We start from the raw sequence: 16,801 nt of genomic DNA, 5'->3' as shown, positions 1-16,801 counted from the left end.
ATGCAGACACTTGACACCGCACAACTGATCGCCCTGGCCGCCGCGCTGGGCTGGGCCAGCGGTGTGCGCCTGTACCTGGTGATGCTGCTCACCGGCCTGGCGGGCTTCATGGGCTGGGTTGAGCTGCCGCAGGGCCTGCGTCTGCTGGCGCACCCGGTGGTGCTGGGTGCCTGCGGCTTCATGGTGTTCATGGAGTTTTTTGCCGACAAGATCCCCGGGCTGGACTCGCTGTGGGATATGGTGCACACGCTGATCCGCATACCCGCCGGTGCGGCGCTGGCCGCCGGGGTGTTCGGTGCCGACAGCGGCGTGATGGCCCTGGTCGCCGCGCTGGCGGGCGGCACGCTGGCTGCCACCAGCCACGCGGCCAAGGCCACGACGCGTGCGGCCATCAACACTTCGCCCGAGCCCTTCAGCAACGTGGGGGCCTCGCTGCTGGAAGATGGCATGGTGCCGCTGGGCCTGTGGCTTGCTGTGGTGCATCCTTTTGTTTTTGCGGTGGTGCTGGTGCTGCTGCTGGCGCTCAGCATCTGGCTGATACGCACCTGCTGGCGCTTCCTGATGCAGTTGTTTGCGCGGGTCGCCCGCATTTTCAGCGGCAAGCCGGATCCGGGTCCCACGCCTGCCTTTACCTTGAAGTCTCCTTTTTCCAGAAACGACAAAAATGTTTAAAAAAATACTGATTGCCAATCGGGGTGAGATCGCCTGCCGGGTTGCGGCCACGGCGCGGCGCATGGCCATCAAGACCGTAGCGGTCTATTCCGATGCCGACGTCGACGCCATGCATGTGAGTGCTTGCGACGAGGCGATCCACATCGGCGGCAGTGCGCCCCAGGAGAGCTATTTGCGCTGGGAGCGCATCATTGAGGCCGCCCAGGCCACTGGCGCCCAGGCGATTCATCCGGGCTATGGCTTTCTCAGTGAAAACGAAGAGTTTGCCGAAGCCTGCGCCCGTGCGGGCCTGGTGTTTATCGGTCCCCCTGCATCGGCCATCAAGGCCATGGGCCTGAAGGCCGAATCCAAGCAGCTCATGGAAAAGGCCGGCGTGCCGCTGGTGCCCGGTTACCACGGCAGTGACCAGGACCCGGCGCTGCTCAAGCGCGAGGCCGACAGCATCGGCTACCCGGTGCTGATCAAGGCGAGTGCCGGCGGTGGCGGCAAAGGCATGCGTGCAGTCGAGAAATCAGAAGACTTTGAGGCCGCGCTGGCCTCGTGCAAGCGCGAAGCCATGCACAGCTTTGGCGATGATGCCGTGCTGGTTGAAAAGTACGCCCAGCGGCCCCGCCATATTGAAATTCAGGTGTTTGGCGACGCCCATGACAACTACGTTTATCTGTTCGAGCGCGATTGTTCGGTGCAGCGCCGCCACCAGAAGGTGCTGGAAGAAGCCCCGGCGCCGGGCATGACCGAGGCCATGCGCCAGCAAATGGGCGAAGCCGCCGTGGCGGCGGCACGCGCCGTGAACTATGTCGGCGCCGGGACGGTGGAATTCATTGTGGAGCAGCGCGTTGACGGCACGATGAATTTCTTTTTCATGGAAATGAACACGCGCTTGCAGGTCGAACACCCTGTGACCGAAGCCATTACCGGGCTGGACCTGGTGGAGTGGCAATTGCGCGTGGCCTCGGGCGAGAAGCTGCCGCTGAAGCAGGAGCAGCTGCGCATCCAGGGCCATGCGATCGAGGCGCGAATCTGCGCCGAAAACCCGGACAACAATTTCCTGCCGGCAACCGGCACCCTGCATGTCTACCAGAAGCCGGTCTGTACCAGCTTTGAACGGGGCACCGTACGCGTGGACGATGGGGTGCGCGAGGGCGATGCCATCTCGCCCTATTACGATTCCATGGTTGCCAAGCTGATTGTGCATGGCGACACGCGCGAGCAAGCGCTGGCGCGGCTCGACCACGCATTGGCCGAGTTTCATGTGGTCGGCCTGCAGACCAATGTGCAGTTCCTGCGGCACGTTGTTCAGAGCCACTCTTTTGCCGTGGCCGATCTCGATACGGGCTTGATTCCGCGCGAGGAAGCGGTTTTGTTCCACCAGGAAAAACTCGGCCTGCAGGCGGCGGCGGCTGCGGCGGTGGTGTCGACGCTGCGTGCCGAAAAATCGGCCGAGACGGCCGACCCCTTCAGTAAAACCGATGGCTGGCGCTCGCACGGCCCCAGCACCCGGCCCTTCGAGTTTGAATTTCATGGCGACACCATCCAGGCCGAACTGCTGCGCTTCCATGACGGCGCCATGCAACTGGAGGTCGGCGGCGTGGCGGCACTGCTCAGCTACGAGGACGTGGGCGGCGGGGTGAACATGGAGATTGGCGCGCAGTGCCTGAAGCTGCAGATCTACCGGCTGGGTGAGGTGGTCTATGTATTTGCGCCTGAAGGCGCCACGCAGATCACGGTCATTGATCTGCTCGAGCATGCCGGTATGGCCCACCACGAAACCGGGCGCCTGACCGCACCGATGCCGGGCAAGGTCGTTTCGTTCGCCGTCAAGGCGGGTGACAAGGTCAGCAAGGGCCAGGCGCTGGCGGTGATGGAAGCCATGAAAATGGAGCATACGATTGCGGCGCCGGCCGACGGCGTGGTGCAGGAGGTGCTCTATGCGCCCGGCGATCAGGTGGCTGAAGGCGCGGAACTGCTTAAGATCGGGAGTTGATCTTTCCTGGAAGCACCCATGCGCATCAGTTTTTGCTGTACCGACACCAAAACCCAGCCCTGGCTCGAAGGCCTGCGCGCCGCCCTGCCCGATGCGGAGGTTGAGCTGTGGTCCGCGGGCGCGGCGCCGGCGGACTACGCGGTCGTCTGGGCGCCGCCGCAACAATTTATGGATGAGCAGACCCGGCTCAAAGGCATCTTCAATATTGGCGCCGGCGTGGATGCGCTGATGAAGCTGCGCCTGCCCGCCGGCACGCCGGTCGTCCGGCTGGACGATGCCGGCATGTCGGTGCAGATGGCCGAGTATGTCTGCCATGCCGTGATCCGCCACTTCCGCGAGTTCGACGGCTATGAGGCCGATGCGGCGCAGGGCAAATGGTCGTACCGGAAAACCCGCCAGCGCAAGGACTTTCCGGTCGGCGTGATGGGGCTGGGGGTGTTGGGCGAGCGCGTGGGCCAGGCCCTGGCGCAGTTCGACTTTCCGGTGATGGGCTGGAGCCGCTCGGCAAAAACCGTGGCCGGCATGCAATGCTTTGCCGGCGAGGCGGGGTTTCCGGAATTCCTGGCGGCCACCCGGATTCTGGTCTGTCTGCTGCCGCTGACGCCGGACACCGAGGGCATCATGCGTCGCGACACGCTGGCCCGGCTGCAGCCCGGCGCCTATGTGATCAACGTGGCACGGGGTGGCCATCTGGTGGACGAAGACCTGATCGCCCTGATTGACAGCGGCCACATCGCGGGCGCCATGCTGGATGTGTTCCGCACGGAACCGCTGCCCGCGTCGCATCCATTCTGGGCGCACCCCCGCATCACCGTGACGCCGCACACCTCGGCCCGAACGCTGCGCGAGGAGAGCATTGCGCAGATTGCGGGGAAGATACGCGCGCTGCACAGTGGCGCGCCGATTGCCAGCCTTGCCGGTGTGGTTGACCCAAAAAAAGGATACTGATGTTGCCCCCACGGTCGTTCGCTGCGCGTAACTCCCTGCCCCCCGAGGGGGCCGCTGCGCCTGCGGCCCGGCTAAGCCGGTTCCGCGGCCCCTGCTTGCTTGAGAACCGGTCTCCAGCTTGCGGCCACAGTTGCGCCCCACGGTCGTTCGCTTCGCGTAACTCCCTGCCTCCCGAGGGGGCCGCTGCGCCTGCGGCCCGGCTAAGCCGGTTCTGCGGCCCCTGCTTGCTCTGAAGGACCACACATGAAACTTCCATCCAAAGTCAAAATCGTCGACGTCGGCCCGCGCGACGGCCTGCAGAACGAAAAGGCACCGGTGCCTGCCGCCGTGAAGATCGAGCTGGTGCACCGCCTGCAGGACGCCGGCCTCAATGAAATTGAAGTCACCAGTTTTGTGTCGCCCAAATGGGTGCCGCAGATGGCCGACAACGCGGAGGTGATGGCCGGCATACGGCGCAAGCCCGGCGTGCGCTACTCCGTGCTCACCCCGAACATGCAGGGGTTTGAGGCGGCGCTCGCGCCGGCGCGTGAGTTGTGGCCCGACGAGATCGTGGTGTTTGCCGCGGCCAGCGAAGCCTTCAGCCAGCGCAACATCAATTGCTCCATTGCCGAGAGCATCGAGCGTTTCCGCCCGGTGGTGGCAGCGGCCAAGGCCAACGGCATTTATGTTCGCGGCGCCATCTCGTGCACCGTCGGATGCCCCTACGAAGGCGAGATCGCACCGCAACGGGTCGAGCTGGTGGCGCGCCTCATGAAGGACATTGGCGTGCAGCACATCGGCGTGGCCGACACCATTGGCGTGGGCACGCCCCTGAAGGTGCAGCGCGCCCTGGAGGCCGCGCTCAAGCACTATGCCCTCGACGACGTGTCGGGCCACTTTCACGATACCTACGGGCAGGCGCTGAGCAACACGCTGGCGTCCCTGCAGATGGGCATCTGGCAATTCGACACCTCGTCGGCTGGCCTCGGCGGCTGCCCGTTTGCCAAAGGCGCCACCGGCAACGTGGCAACCGAAGATGTCGTGTACCTGCTGCACGGCATGGGCATTGAGACGGGCATTGACATGGACAAGCTGATCGACGCCGGGAAGTTCATCAGCGATTTCCTGGAGCGCAAGCCCAATTCCCGCGCGGCGACGGCCTTGCTTAACAAGAGGATGGGTTGATGTGTGGCGCTGAACTGAAAGCCTTGCCGGAAGGGGTGCAGAGAGTGGCTGCCGTCCTGCAGGAAAGCGGCCACCCGCATTTGCCGGTCATGCTCGACGATGCTGCGCGCACGGCGCAGCAGGCCGCCGATGCGCTGGGCGTGAAGCTGGGGCAGATTGCCAAGAGCATCATCTTTCGCCGCAAGTCGGATGACGCCGCCGTGCTGGTGGTCACCTCCGGTGACAGGCGGGTCGACGAAAGAAAAGTCGAAGCCCTGGTGTGCAGCGACGGCAGGCGCATTGGCCGGGCCGACGCCGAGTTTGTGAAAGCCAAAACCGGATTTTCCATCGGCGGCGTGTCGCCGCTGGCGCATGCCGCAGACGTGATCACCCTTGTCGACCTGAGCCTGTTGCGCTTTGAGGAGGTGTGGGCCGCCGCCGGGCATCCGCATGCGGTATTTAAACTCATGCCGCAGGAACTCGAGCTGCTGACGGGCGCGCCGGTGGTCGATGTCGCGGTAGACCTGGATGAAGAAACGATGGCCCGCCAGAACGCCATTGATTTGGTGACCGAGCGTGCGCGCACGGTCAGCGCTGCCGGTGATGTGGTTCCTTCGCCCTGCATCTCTGTTTGCCGCATCAATGCGGACACCGGCTGGTGCGAAGGCTGTTTTCGCACGCTCGGCGAGATTTCGGCCTGGGGCCGCTCCGGCCCCGAGGCCCAGCGCGCCCTCTGGCAGACCATAGGGCAACGCATCACGGGGCTGCAGAGCTAAACGAAGAACGCTTGTCGCCGTCATTCACCGCAGCAACCGGAACGCAGCGTTGCCTGGCGCAATGCAAACGCAAACGCAAACGCAAGAGCAAGAGCAAGAGCAAGAGCAAGAGCACGAGCAAACACAAGAGGGACGACCATGAAGCACATCACGTTTTATCTCGACTTCCTCTCGCCCTATGCATACCTGGCGTTTGAACACCTGCCTGAAGCCTTGAAGGGTGTGAGCTACAGCGTTGGCTACACGCCGGTGCTTTTTGCCGGCATGCTCAAGCACCACGGCCAGCTGGGCCCGGCGGAGATCGCCCCGAAGCGCGACTGGACATACCGGCATGTGCTGTGGATGGCGCACAACCGGGGCATTCCCATGCAGATGCCGGCCAGCCATCCGTTCAATCCCTTGCCCCTGTTGCGGCTCGCCCTGGCGTGCGCACCCGAGGCAGAGCCGGGTGCGCCCAATCGCTATGTGTGTGAAACCGTTTTTCGCCACATCTGGCGTGGTGGCGCTGACGCCTCCGATGCGCAGCGCCTTGCATCCCTCGTGCAGCAGCTGGCCCCGCTGCGCGACATGCAGGGCGAAGAGGTCAAGGCGCAACTGAAGACAAATACCGACGACGCGATTGCGCAGAGTGTTTTCGGCGTGCCCGCTTTCAGGGTCGATGACAAACTGTTCTGGGGCCTGGACTCGCTGCCGATGCTGCGGGACTACCTGCTGGATGAGCCGTGGTTTGCCGGGCCCGACTGGACCGCCGTCAGTCAGCTGCCGTCAGGGGTGACGCGCCGCCGCTAATCGTTTTCCCTAGGACGATTCGCATGCTGAAAATTTCTTCAAGGGTTTCCCCTTGACTTGTCAGCCCCGCATAAGTTTGGCGCAAGGTCCTGTTAGTTTCACGTCAGAGCTAGGTCAGGGACACCCAAAATAATGAGTACAGCTTCCACTTCGGAAGCACTACTATTTTGGAGACAACCATCATGTCAACAGCAGTCGACAACCGACCCATGACAGCTGAGCAGAAGAAAGTGATCTTCGCCTCATCGCTGGGCACCGTATTCGAGTGGTATGACTTTTACCTCTACGGTTCACTTGCCGCCATTATTGCCAAGCAGTTCTTCAGCGGACTGGACGCCGGTTCGGCGTTCATTTTCGCGCTGCTGGCTTTTGCCGCCGGTTTCATCGTGCGTCCTTTCGGCGCGCTGGTGTTCGGACGCCTGGGTGACATGATTGGCCGCAAGTACACCTTCCTGGTCACCATCGTGATCATGGGCTTGTCGACCTTCATCGTGGGCCTGCTGCCCAGTTATGCCTCCATCGGCGTTGCCGCTCCGGTGATCCTGATCGCACTGCGCATGCTGCAGGGCCTGGCACTCGGTGGCGAGTACGGCGGCGCGGCGGTGTATGTGGCCGAGCATGCGCCGGCACACAAGCGCGGTGCTTACACCTCGTGGATTCAGACCACGGCCACGCTGGGTCTCTTCCTGTCGCTGATGGTGATCCTGGGCACGCGCACCGCCATTGGCGAGGCCGCTTTTGCCGACTGGGGCTGGCGTGTTCCCTTCATCGTCTCGATCCTGTTGCTGGCCGTGTCTGTGTACATCCGCCTGTCCATGAACGAGTCGCCTGCTTTCCAAAAAATGAAGGCAGAGGGCAAGACCTCCAAAGCGCCGCTGTCCGAATCTTTCGGCCAGTGGAAAAACCTGAAGATCGTGATTCTGGCGCTGATCGGTCTGACCGCCGGCCAGGCCGTGGTGTGGTACTCCGGCCAGTTCTACGCGCTGTTCTTCCTGACCCAGGCGCTCAAGGTTGACGGTCCTACCGCCAACATTCTGGTGGCCTATTCGCTGATCCTGGGCACGCCATTTTTCGTCGTGTTCGGCGCCCTGTCCGACAAGATTGGCCGCAAGCCCATCATCATGGCAGGCTGCCTGCTCGCCGTGGTGACCTACTTCCCGGTGTTCGGTGCGCTGACGAAAGCCGCCAACCCCGACCTGGCTGCAGCGCAAGCCAAGAACAAGGTGGTGGTGACGGCTGATCCGAAAGAGTGCTCATTCCAGTTCAACCCGACCGGCACGGCCAAGTTCACCAGCTCCTGCGACATTGCCAAGCAGGTGCTGGCCGGTGCATCGGTGAGCTACGACAACGTTGAAGCGCCTGCAGGTACGGTGGCCACCATCAAGATTGGTGAGACCGCCATTTCCAGCTACGCTGCCAAGGGCCTGAGCGCCGATGATGCCAAGAAGAGGGATGCTGAATTCAAGAAAGCCGTTGCGGACGACCTGAAGGCTGCCGGCTACCCCAGCAAGGCAGACCCCGCCAAGGTGGACAAGGTCATGGTCACGGCCATCCTGTTCTATCTGGTGGTGCTGGTGACCATGGTGTACGGACCGATTGCCGCCATGCTGGTGGAGCTGTTCCCCACCCGTATTCGCTACACGTCCATGAGCCTGCCTTATCACATCGGTAATGGCTGGTTTGGCGGCCTGCTGCCGACCACCGCCTTCGCCATCGTGGCCCAGACCGGCAACATGTACAACGGCCTGTGGTACCCGATCATCATTGCCGGCGCTACCTTTGTGATCGGCACCCTGTTCATCAAGGAAACCAAGAACGTTGACATCTACGCCAACGACTGACCGGTCTCAAGGCAGCGCGGGCCCTGGCCGCCCGTGCTGACCGAAACGATCCCTTGAAACTCAAGGGCCCTCGTCATCATCTGCCGAGGGCTTTTTTTTTGGAGAAAGAGCATGTGGAAAATTGTGGTTGGATTTATCGTGTTTGCATTGCTCGCCCTGTTCCTGCTGAACAAGGGCGGCGATATTGACATCAGTGGTGAAAAGCATGGCGCTGCGCCAACTGCTGCGCCGGTCTTCATGGCGGCTGGCGAAGGCGCCCGGTTTGCCGCCTGAAGCCCGGTGCGCACTCGCGGGCAGGGTGCCAGGAGGGACGGGCATGTGGAGGGGCATGTGGAATATGGTTGGGATGCCTGCATGATGATTTGACCTGCTCATTTGAACTGCTCAATGGCCCGCAAATCGGTTAAATTCCACTCACGAATGGCGAAACAGCCAGGCACAACCAGCGCTTCCAGCAACCGGCACCGCGCGGTGTCGGGCGGGGAGCGCATCCAGTGGAGACAAGCTGATGATTTACACAAAGACCGAGTTGGGTCAGTCGGCCCTGCAGAACCGTTCGCTTGCGCTCCTCCCCCGGCAGCGTTCGGCATTCATCATGTTCGACGGCAAGCGCAGTACCGAAGAGGTTCTCAAGGCAACGGCCGGTCTGGGTGTGACGCTCGAGGATGTCAATCAGCTGGTGGCACTGGGGCTGCTGGCGGCCACTGCGGCCGCACCGTCTGCCGTGGTGGAACCACAGGGCGCGGTGTCTCCCGCCGCCTCGCAAAATCCGGACGGAACACCGACGCAGAGCGCGCAGGAGCACTATTCAAGGGCCTATCCGGTGGCCACGCGGCTCACTGCAGGCCTGGGCTTGCGGGGCTTCCGGCTCAACCTGGCAGTAGAGGCTGCTGGCGACCTGGAGAAGCTGAAGGAACTGGCACCCAGGATCCAGGAAGCCGTGGGCGCCGAGAAATTCAGAGAGCTCGAGCGTGCCCTGTATGGCTGAGGCTGTGAGGGCGGGGTGCACGGCCGGCGTTGGCGCGTGATACGGCGCCGTCTCGGCCGCAAATAAAGAGAAAAAAAGAGAGAAAGAAAAGAGAAGAGAAGAAAAAGAGAAGAAAAAGAGAAAGAGGGAGGTCTTCCCTTCAGCGCTTGAATTTCCCGTCGGTCCCGATGATGGACAGGTCGGCGAAATCAAGCCCGGTGTGGTCTTCCGTGCTGTAGTTCACTTCCAGCCCGCCAATGTCCAGTTTGCGAAGACCTTCCAGGGCCGCCTGGATTTTTTCGCGGGTGGGTTTGGCACCGGCCCGGCGCAGGCCTTCCACCAGCACCTTGGCCGCGGCAAAGCCCTCCAGCATGGCGGGCGTGACTTCGCTCTGCCCCTTGGCCTTGGCCATCTCCTGGGCTTCCCTGACCATGGGGTAGGCAATGGAGCGCTCGTAGGGAAAGACCTGCGTGACGATCACGCCCCGCGCGTTCTCGCCCAGGCTCTTCACAAAACCGCTGGAGGCATTGTTGGACAGCGTCACAATCTGTGCCGCAGAGCCCGCCGCGCGGAAGGCCTTGACGCCATCAACCACCGCCTGGCCGGAGGCCACCATCATGACGGCCTGCGCATTGGACTGAAAAACCTTGGGGGCAATCGGTGCGAAGTCGGGCTTGGCGCGGTTGAATTTTTCCAGCACGACGGGCTGCAGCTTGGCCGTCGTCAGGCCTTTTTGCGCGCCGGCCACGCCGTCGGCGCCGAAGCTGTCGTCCGCGTAAACAATGCCGATCCGCGTGATGCCCATGGAATGCAGGTGGGTGATGGCTTTTTCGGCTTCGCGCTGGTAGGTGGCGCGCACATTGAAGACGTGCTTTTTGACGGGCTGGTGCAGCACCATGGCGCCGGTGGACGGGCCGATCAGCGGCACGCCATTTTTTTCAAGGATGGGAATGATGCCTTCCGTGTGGGGTGTACCGCGCGTCAGGAACATCGCCACCACGTTCTGCTCTTCAATCAGCTGGCGTGCATTCTCGGCCGCCAGCTTGGGGTCGAACTTGTCGTCGAGCGAGACCAGCTCAATCTTCTGGCCGTTGACGCCGCCCTTGGCGTTGATGGCGTCAATGTAAAGCTTGGCGCCTTCTGTGGTTTCCTTGACACCCGCGCCCACCGCGCCGGTAAATCCGGCGGTCTGTCCGATCAGGATTTGCGCCTGGCTGGCGTGGCTCAGGGCCATCAGCACAATGGCGCCGCACCACAAGTTCAGTTTTTTCATGTTTTGCTCCTGGTGGCGTTCAGTTTACGCATCCTCGCCGAATAAGGAAGTGGGGAAATCACGAACAGGAAAAACCACGAACAGGAAATGACGAACAGAAAGTCACAAGCAGGCGCGCCGGCGCGGCAGGCGTAATGCTTTAACCCTACGTTCCGCACGCGCGGAGCCTCTGTCTAGAATGTTTGACCTCTTCAGGAAAGACCCAGCAATGTCCCAGGGAACCATCCGCATCCGCGGTGCGCGACAGCACAACCTCAAAAATCTCGATCTGGATATCCGCACCGGCGAACTGACGGTGGTCACCGGCCCCAGCGGTTCCGGAAAATCCTCGCTGGTGTTTGACACGCTGTTCGCCGAGGGCCAGCGTCGCTATGTCGAGACGTTCTCGGCCTACGCCCGTCAGTTTCTGGATCGCATGGACAAGCCGGCCGTCGACAAGGTCGAGGGCGTGCCGCCCGCCATTGCGATCGACCAGAGCAATCCGGTGCGCAGTTCGCGCTCCACCGTGGGCACGATGACGGAACTCAATGACCACCTGAAGCTCTTGTACGCCCGCTCCGCCCAGCTGTTTGACAAACAGACGGCACGGCTGGTGCGCCATGATTCGCCGGAATCGATTTACGCAGAACTGATGGCGCGCACGGCAGCCCTGGAGCAGGCCCAACTTTCGGCAGCGCCACCCCAACGAGAATTAGCCCCTCTTCATGATGAAAGGGGCAGCGCTGCGCCGGCGGTGCGCGAAGCGACAAGCGTGGGGGTCCAATTCTCCGCAGGGCCGTCCCAAGGAGAGTTAACCCCCTCGGGGGGCAGCGAAGTACGCGAAGCGACAAGCGTGGGGGTCCGCCTGGTGATGACCTTCCCGGTCGAGTTGCCCGGCAACACCAGCGCGGAAGAGGTGACGCAATGGCTGTCCGCCAGCGGCTTCACGCGGGTGCATGCCGAGCGGCAGATCAGCACACCAGCCGGCCCGCACAAGCTGCTCGACGTGGTGGCTGACCGCTTTCGCATCCAGACCACCGAAAAAGTCCGGGCGATTGAAGCCATCGAAATGGCGCTGAAACGCGGTGGCGGCCGGCTCAATGTGTATGTGATGGGCGCAGGCCCCGCGTCGTCCTCTTCCGCCGCGCCCGACGAGATGTGGCGCTTTTCCACGGGCCTGCACTGCCCCGACAGCGACACGCGCTACACCGACCCGACACCGTCGCTGTTTTCCTTCAATTCGGCCATGGGCGCCTGCGAGACTTGCCGCGGCTTTGGCCGGGTCATCGGCGTCGACTACGGCCTGGTGATACCCAACGACAAACTCACGCTGCGCGCCGGCGCCGTCAAGGTCATGCAGACACCGGCGTGGCAGGAGGCGCAGGACGATTTGATGCGCCACGCCGAAACGGCCGGCATTCCGCGCGACACGCCCTGGTACAAGCTCACACCCGAGCAGCAGGCCTGGGTGATCAATGGCTCGCCGAGCTGGAACGGCAAATGGAACCAGCACTGGTTTGGCATCAAGCGCTTCTTTGCCTACCTGGAAAGCAAGGCCTACAAAATGCACATCCGTGTGCTGCTGTCCAAGTACCGCAGCTACACCCAGTGCGACACCTGCGGCGGCGCGCGCCTCAAGCTGGAATCCCTGCTCTGGCGGCTCGGCTCCAAAGAGGCTGCCGATGCGGTGCTGCCGCCTGGCCAGCGCTTCATGCCGGTGGGCGTGCAGTGGAGCCGTCAGCAACTCGAAGCCTTGCCGGGCCTGTGCCTGCATGACCTGATGCGTCTGCCGATTGACAGGTTAAAAACGTTTTTTGAGGGCATCGGGCTGACTCCCTCCCCCGCTGGGGAAGGAGCCGGGCACGGCGAAGCCCAGGCGCTCAAATTGCTGTTCGAGGAAATCCAGACCCGGGTGAAATACCTGTGCGATGTCGGCATTGGCTACCTCACGCTGGATCGGCAAAGCCGCACGCTGTCGGGTGGCGAGGTGCAGCGCATCAACCTCACCACCGCGCTGGGCACCTCGCTGGTCAACACGCTCTTCGTGCTCGATGAGCCGTCCATCGGCCTGCATCCGCGCGACATGAACCGCATCACCCAGGCCATGCATCGGTTGCGCGATGCCGGCAACACGCTGGTGGTGGTGGAGCATGATCCCGCCGTGATGCTGGCGGCCGACCGCATGATAGACATGGGGCCCGGCCCGGGCGAGAAGGGCGGGCAGATCGTGTTTGACGGCACGCCCGAGGACCTCCGGCACGCCGACACGCTGACCGGCGCCTACCTGGGCTCGCGCAAGCGGGTGGGCTTGGGGCTCAAGCGCGCGGTGAGTGACAACACACCGCGCCTCATCCTCGAAGGCGCCCGCGACCACAACCTGAAAAACCTGACGGTGGAGTTTCCGCTGCAGCGCCTGGTGTGCGTCACCGGTGTCAGCGGCTCCGGCAAGTCCACGCTGATGCAGGACATCCTCGCGCCCGCCCTGCTGCGCCAGTTTGGCAAGGCCACGGAAACGCCGGGCCTGCATGACCGGCTCATGGGGGCCGATCACCTGACCGATGTGGTGTTTGTCGACCAGTCGCCCATCGGCAAGACGGCGCGTTCCAACCCCGCGAGCTATGTGGGCGCGTGGGATGCCGTGCGCGAACTGTTTGCCCAGTCGCCGCTGGCCAGGCAGCGCAGCTACACCGCCACCAAATTCAGTTTCAACAACGGCGACGGGCGCTGCCCGACCTGCGGCGGCTCGGGCTTTGAGCATGTGGAGATGCAGTTTTTGAGTGACGTCTACCTGCGTTGCCCTGACTGCGACGGCAAGCGCTACCGGCCGGAAATCCTGGAGGTGACGATTGAGCGCAAGGCCATCGGCCAGCTCAAGCCGGTGCTGATGAATGTGTCCGATGTGCTGGAGCTGACGGTCAGCGAAGCCGTGCAGCTGTTCGCGCAGGACCGCGAAGTGCTGCGCGCGCTGCAGCCCATCGTGGATGTGGGCCTGGAGTATGTGAAGCTGGGCCAGCCCGTGCCCACGCTGTCGGGCGGCGAGGCGCAGCGCCTCAAGCTGGCCGGCTTTCTGGCCGAAGCCTCGAGGACGGCCAGCAAGAGCAGTGCGAGCAAGCAGGCGCTGGCGCTCAAGCACCCGGGCCGCGGCACGCTGTTTCTGTTTGACGAGCCGACCACCGGCCTGCACTTTGACGACATTGCCAAACTCATGCGTGCGCTGCGCAAGCTGATGGATGCGGGCCATTCGCTGATCGTCATTGAACACAACCTGGATGTGATCCGCTCGGCCGACTGGCTGATCGACCTCGGGCCGGAGGGCGGCGAGGGGGGCGGCCTGCTGGTGGCCCAGGGTACGCCCGAAGAGGTGCGCCAGCATCCGACCTCGCACACCGCCAAGGCGCTGCGCGAGTACGAGCTGGCCATGGGCCAGGTGCATGGCGTGGAAGAGGCCCGGCCCAAGGCCTGGACCACGCGGCCGGCCTTTTCCAATCTGATCCAGATCGTCAACGCCAAGGAAAACAACCTCAAGAGCCTGTCGGTCGACATTCCGCGCGGCAAGTTCAATGTGGTCACCGGCGTGTCCGGCTCGGGCAAGTCCACGCTGGCCTTTGACATCCTGTTCAACGAAGGACAGCGGCGCTACCTGGAGTCGCTCAATGCCTATGCGCGCAGCATCGTGCAGCCGGCCGGGCGTCCTGAAGTCGATGCGGTGTACGGCATTCCGCCCACCGTGGCCATCGAGCAGCGCCTGTCGCGCGGCGGGCGCAAGTCCACCGTGGGCACCACCACCGAGGTCTGGCATTTCCTGCGCCTCTTGTATGTGAAGCTCGGGGTGCAGCACTGCACCAAGGATGGCGCGGCGGTGATGCCGCAGAGCCCGGAGAGCATCGCGGCCCAGCTGCTCAAGACCTACCGCGGCCAGCACATCGGCCTGCTGGCGCCGCTGGTGATCGCGCGCAAGGGCGTCTACACCGAACTGGCCGACTGGGCCCGGCCGCGCGGCTATACGCATTTGCGCATCGACGGCGAGTTTTTGCCGACCACCGGCTTTCCGCGCATTGACCGCTTCAAGGAGCACACCGTCGAGTTGCCGGTGGCGGACATCCACGTCACGCCCGAGAACGAAGCCGCGCTGCGGGCTGCGCTGGCCACTGCACTGGAGCATGGCAAGGGCGTGGTGCATGTGCTGGCCCCGCTGGACGGCCTGCGCGGCGCGATGATGGCGGGCGCCTCCACCAAGGGCCTGGGCCGGCTGGAGGCCTTCTCCACCAAGCGCGCCTGCCCGGTCTGTTCGACGTCTTACCCCGAGCTTGATCCGCGCCTCTTCAGCTACAACAGCAAGCACGGCTGGTGCCCCGACTGCGTGGGAACGGGCGTCAAGCTCAGCAAGGAGCAGCGCAAGGTGTTTGACGACTCGGTGCGTGATGACGACAACAAGGGCCGCGAGCAGACTTTTGGCGAGCCGGAGGTCGACGACGTGGTCGATGCCGCTTGTCCCACCTGCGAAGGCACGCGCCTGAACAAGCAGGCGCGCGCGGTGAAGTTTGCCGGTGTGGGCATTGCCGACATCGCCGGCCTGTCGGTGACGGATGTTCGCCGCTGGGTTGAAAAACTGGCGCTGGCAGGCCGCGAGGCCGGCATTGCCCGCGACCTGGTGCCCGAAATCAAAAGCCGGCTGGAGTTCCTCGAGGACGTGGGCCTAGGCTACCTCACGCTGGACCGCGGCGCGCCCACGCTGTCGGGCGGCGAAGCCCAGCGCATCCGGCTGGCGGCGCAGCTGGGGTCCAATCTGCAGGGCGTCTGCTATGTGCTCGACGAGCCCACCATCGGCCTGCATCCGCGCGACAACCAGATTCTGCTGAGCGCGCTGGGCAAGCTCAGCGACCGCGGCAACACGCTGGTGGTGGTGGAGCATGACGAGGACACGATACGCCGCGCCGACAACATCATCGACATCGGGCCCGGCGCCGGCAAGCGCGGCGGCACGCTGGTCGCGCAGGGCACGGCGGCGCAGCTGTCGGCCGTGCCGGAGTCGCTGACCGGCCGCTACCTCTCACACCCGCTGATCCATCCGCTGCATGCGCGCCGCGAAACGGAGCAGCCCCTCACCCCAGCCCTCTCCCCAGAGGGGCGAGGGAGTCAGACGGATTTACTCCCTCCCCCTCTGGGGGAGGGCGGGGGTGGGGGCCTGCCCCCGGTTCCCATGGGCCGGCAAAAGAAGGCGGCGCTCAAAGCCAAAGCCCTGCGCGATGCCGCAGCCAGCGCCAGCATCAGCCACAATGCCGCCCCTGCAGCGGCCAGCCCCTTCACCTCCTGGCTCACCGTGGTGAATGCCGATCTGCACAACCTCAAGAATGTGTCGGTCACCGTGCCGCTGTACCGGCTGGTGGCGGTCACCGGCGTCTCGGGCTCCGGCAAGTCCACGCTGGCGCGCGACGTGCTGCTGACCAATGTGCACGCGGGCGTGATGCTGCGCTCCACCAAGGCCGGGCGCGATGCCGACGACAAGGGCAAGACGCCTGACTGGACGGGCTGCGAGCGCATCGAAGGCTATGCGGCGGTGGACCGCGTGCTCGAAGTCGACCAGACACCGATCGGCAAGACGCCGCGCTCCTGCCCGGCCACCTACATCGGTTTCTGGGACACGATTCGCAAGCTGTTTGCCGATACGCTGGAAGCGCGGGCGCGCGGCTACGGGGCCGGTCGCTTCAGCTTCAACACCGGCGAAGGCCGCTGCCCGACCTGCGAGGGCGCGGGTGTGCGCACCATAGGCATGAGCTTTCTGCCCGACGTGAAGGTGCTCTGCGAAACCTGCCACGGCGCGCGCTTCAACCCCGAGACGCAGGCCGTGACCTGGCGCGGCAAAAGCATAGGCGACGTGCTGAAAATGGAAGTGGACGAGGCGGTGGCTTTTTTTGCCTCCATGCCCAGCATCGCGCACCCGCTGCAGTTGCTCAAGGACGTGGGCCTGGGCTACCTCACGCTGGGCCAACCCTCGCCAACGCTCTCGGGCGGCGAAGCCCAGCGCATCAAGCTGGTGACGGAGCTCAGCAAGGTGCGCGACGACATCACGCGACGCGGTCAGAAGGCGCCGCACACGCTTTACGTGCTGGACGAGCCCACGGTGGGCCTGCACATGGCCGACGTGGAAAAGCTGATTCATGTGCTGCATCGCCTGGTGAACGGTGGCCACAGCGTGGTGGTCATCGAGCACGACCTGGATGTGGTGGCCGAAGCTGACTGGGTGATTGACCTGGGTCCCGACGGCGGTGATGCGGGCGGGCAGGTCGTCGCCTCGGCGCCGCCGGAAGCTGTCGTGAAACTGGGCACGCACACCGGAAATGCGTTGCAAAGTGTGCTGGAAAGAGGTTGAACACCTCCGTCCAGGCTCACTGCGTGTAGCTTGTTCCCCTCTCAAGGGGGCGGCGCCTG

At 63.8% G+C, this 16,801-nt stretch carries 11 protein-coding genes; 10 read left to right on the top strand and 1 reads right to left on the bottom strand.

Going from position 1 to position 16,801, the window contains the following annotated elements; all coding sequences use genetic code 11:
* The 9 genes from AC1DUB_RS06605 (at position 1) to AC1DUB_RS06565 (ending at position 9,141) form a co-directional block, all read left to right on the top strand.
* Positions 1–672 (top strand): DUF4126 domain-containing protein, encoded by a 672-nt coding sequence (locus tag AC1DUB_RS06605; protein ID WP_477728833.1) that lies wholly within the window; start codon positions 1–3, stop codon positions 670–672.
* Complete coding sequence (locus tag AC1DUB_RS06600) at positions 665–2,656, top strand: acetyl/propionyl/methylcrotonyl-CoA carboxylase subunit alpha (RefSeq protein ID WP_477728832.1); 1,992 nt, start codon at positions 665–667, stop codon at positions 2,654–2,656. Before AC1DUB_RS06605 ends, AC1DUB_RS06600 begins: the two co-directional genes overlap by 8 nt.
* Positions 2,657–2,674: 18 nt before the next feature.
* Complete coding sequence (locus tag AC1DUB_RS06595; protein ID WP_477728831.1) at positions 2,675–3,604, top strand: 2-hydroxyacid dehydrogenase; 930 nt, start codon at positions 2,675–2,677, stop codon at positions 3,602–3,604.
* A gap of 243 nt (positions 3,605–3,847) precedes the next feature.
* The gene (locus AC1DUB_RS06590; protein WP_477728830.1) at positions 3,848–4,768 is read left to right on the top strand and encodes a hydroxymethylglutaryl-CoA lyase; all 921 of its coding nucleotides are present in this window, start codon (positions 3,848–3,850) and stop codon (positions 4,766–4,768) included.
* The gene (locus AC1DUB_RS06585; RefSeq protein WP_477728829.1) at positions 4,768–5,523 is read left to right on the top strand and encodes a YbaK/EbsC family protein; all 756 of its coding nucleotides are present in this window, start codon (positions 4,768–4,770) and stop codon (positions 5,521–5,523) included. Before AC1DUB_RS06590 ends, AC1DUB_RS06585 begins: the two co-directional genes overlap by 1 nt.
* Positions 5,524–5,661: 138 nt before the next feature.
* Positions 5,662–6,312, top strand: coding sequence for a 2-hydroxychromene-2-carboxylate isomerase (locus tag AC1DUB_RS06580; protein WP_477728828.1), 651 nt, complete (start codon positions 5,662–5,664; stop codon positions 6,310–6,312).
* Positions 6,313–6,494: 182 nt separating this feature from the next.
* Entirely contained in the window at positions 6,495–8,153 is a 1,659-nt protein-coding gene (locus tag AC1DUB_RS06575) for an MFS transporter (protein ID WP_477728827.1), read from the top strand.
* 111 nt (positions 8,154–8,264) lie between these two features.
* A complete protein-coding gene (locus tag AC1DUB_RS06570) occupies positions 8,265–8,426 on the top strand; it encodes a hypothetical protein (RefSeq protein ID WP_477728826.1) in 162 nt (53 codons plus the stop codon).
* 235 nt (positions 8,427–8,661) lie between these two features.
* On the top strand, positions 8,662–9,141 hold the full coding sequence (locus tag AC1DUB_RS06565) for a hypothetical protein (RefSeq protein ID WP_477728825.1): 480 nt from the start codon (positions 8,662–8,664) through the stop codon (positions 9,139–9,141).
* A gap of 139 nt (positions 9,142–9,280) precedes the next feature.
* Here the strand turns inward: AC1DUB_RS06565 and AC1DUB_RS06560 are convergent, their stop codons facing one another.
* Entirely contained in the window at positions 9,281–10,393 is a 1,113-nt protein-coding gene (locus AC1DUB_RS06560; RefSeq protein ID WP_477720147.1) for an ABC transporter substrate-binding protein, read from the bottom strand.
* Positions 10,394–10,601: 208 nt separating this feature from the next.
* On the opposite strand from AC1DUB_RS06560, the gene AC1DUB_RS06555 reads away from it, so the two are divergent.
* Positions 10,602–16,742 carry an excinuclease ABC subunit UvrA gene (locus AC1DUB_RS06555; RefSeq protein WP_477728824.1) on the top strand — a complete coding sequence of 2,047 codons (6,141 nt, stop codon included), beginning with the start codon at positions 10,602–10,604 and terminating at the stop codon, positions 16,740–16,742.
* Positions 16,743–16,801: the final 59 nt, after the last annotated feature.

It is taken from the genome of Polaromonas sp. P4_F9 (genome assembly GCF_056401235.1).
Note: the sequence above shows the minus strand (reverse complement) of the source record. Positions and strands in the feature narration are given on the sequence as shown.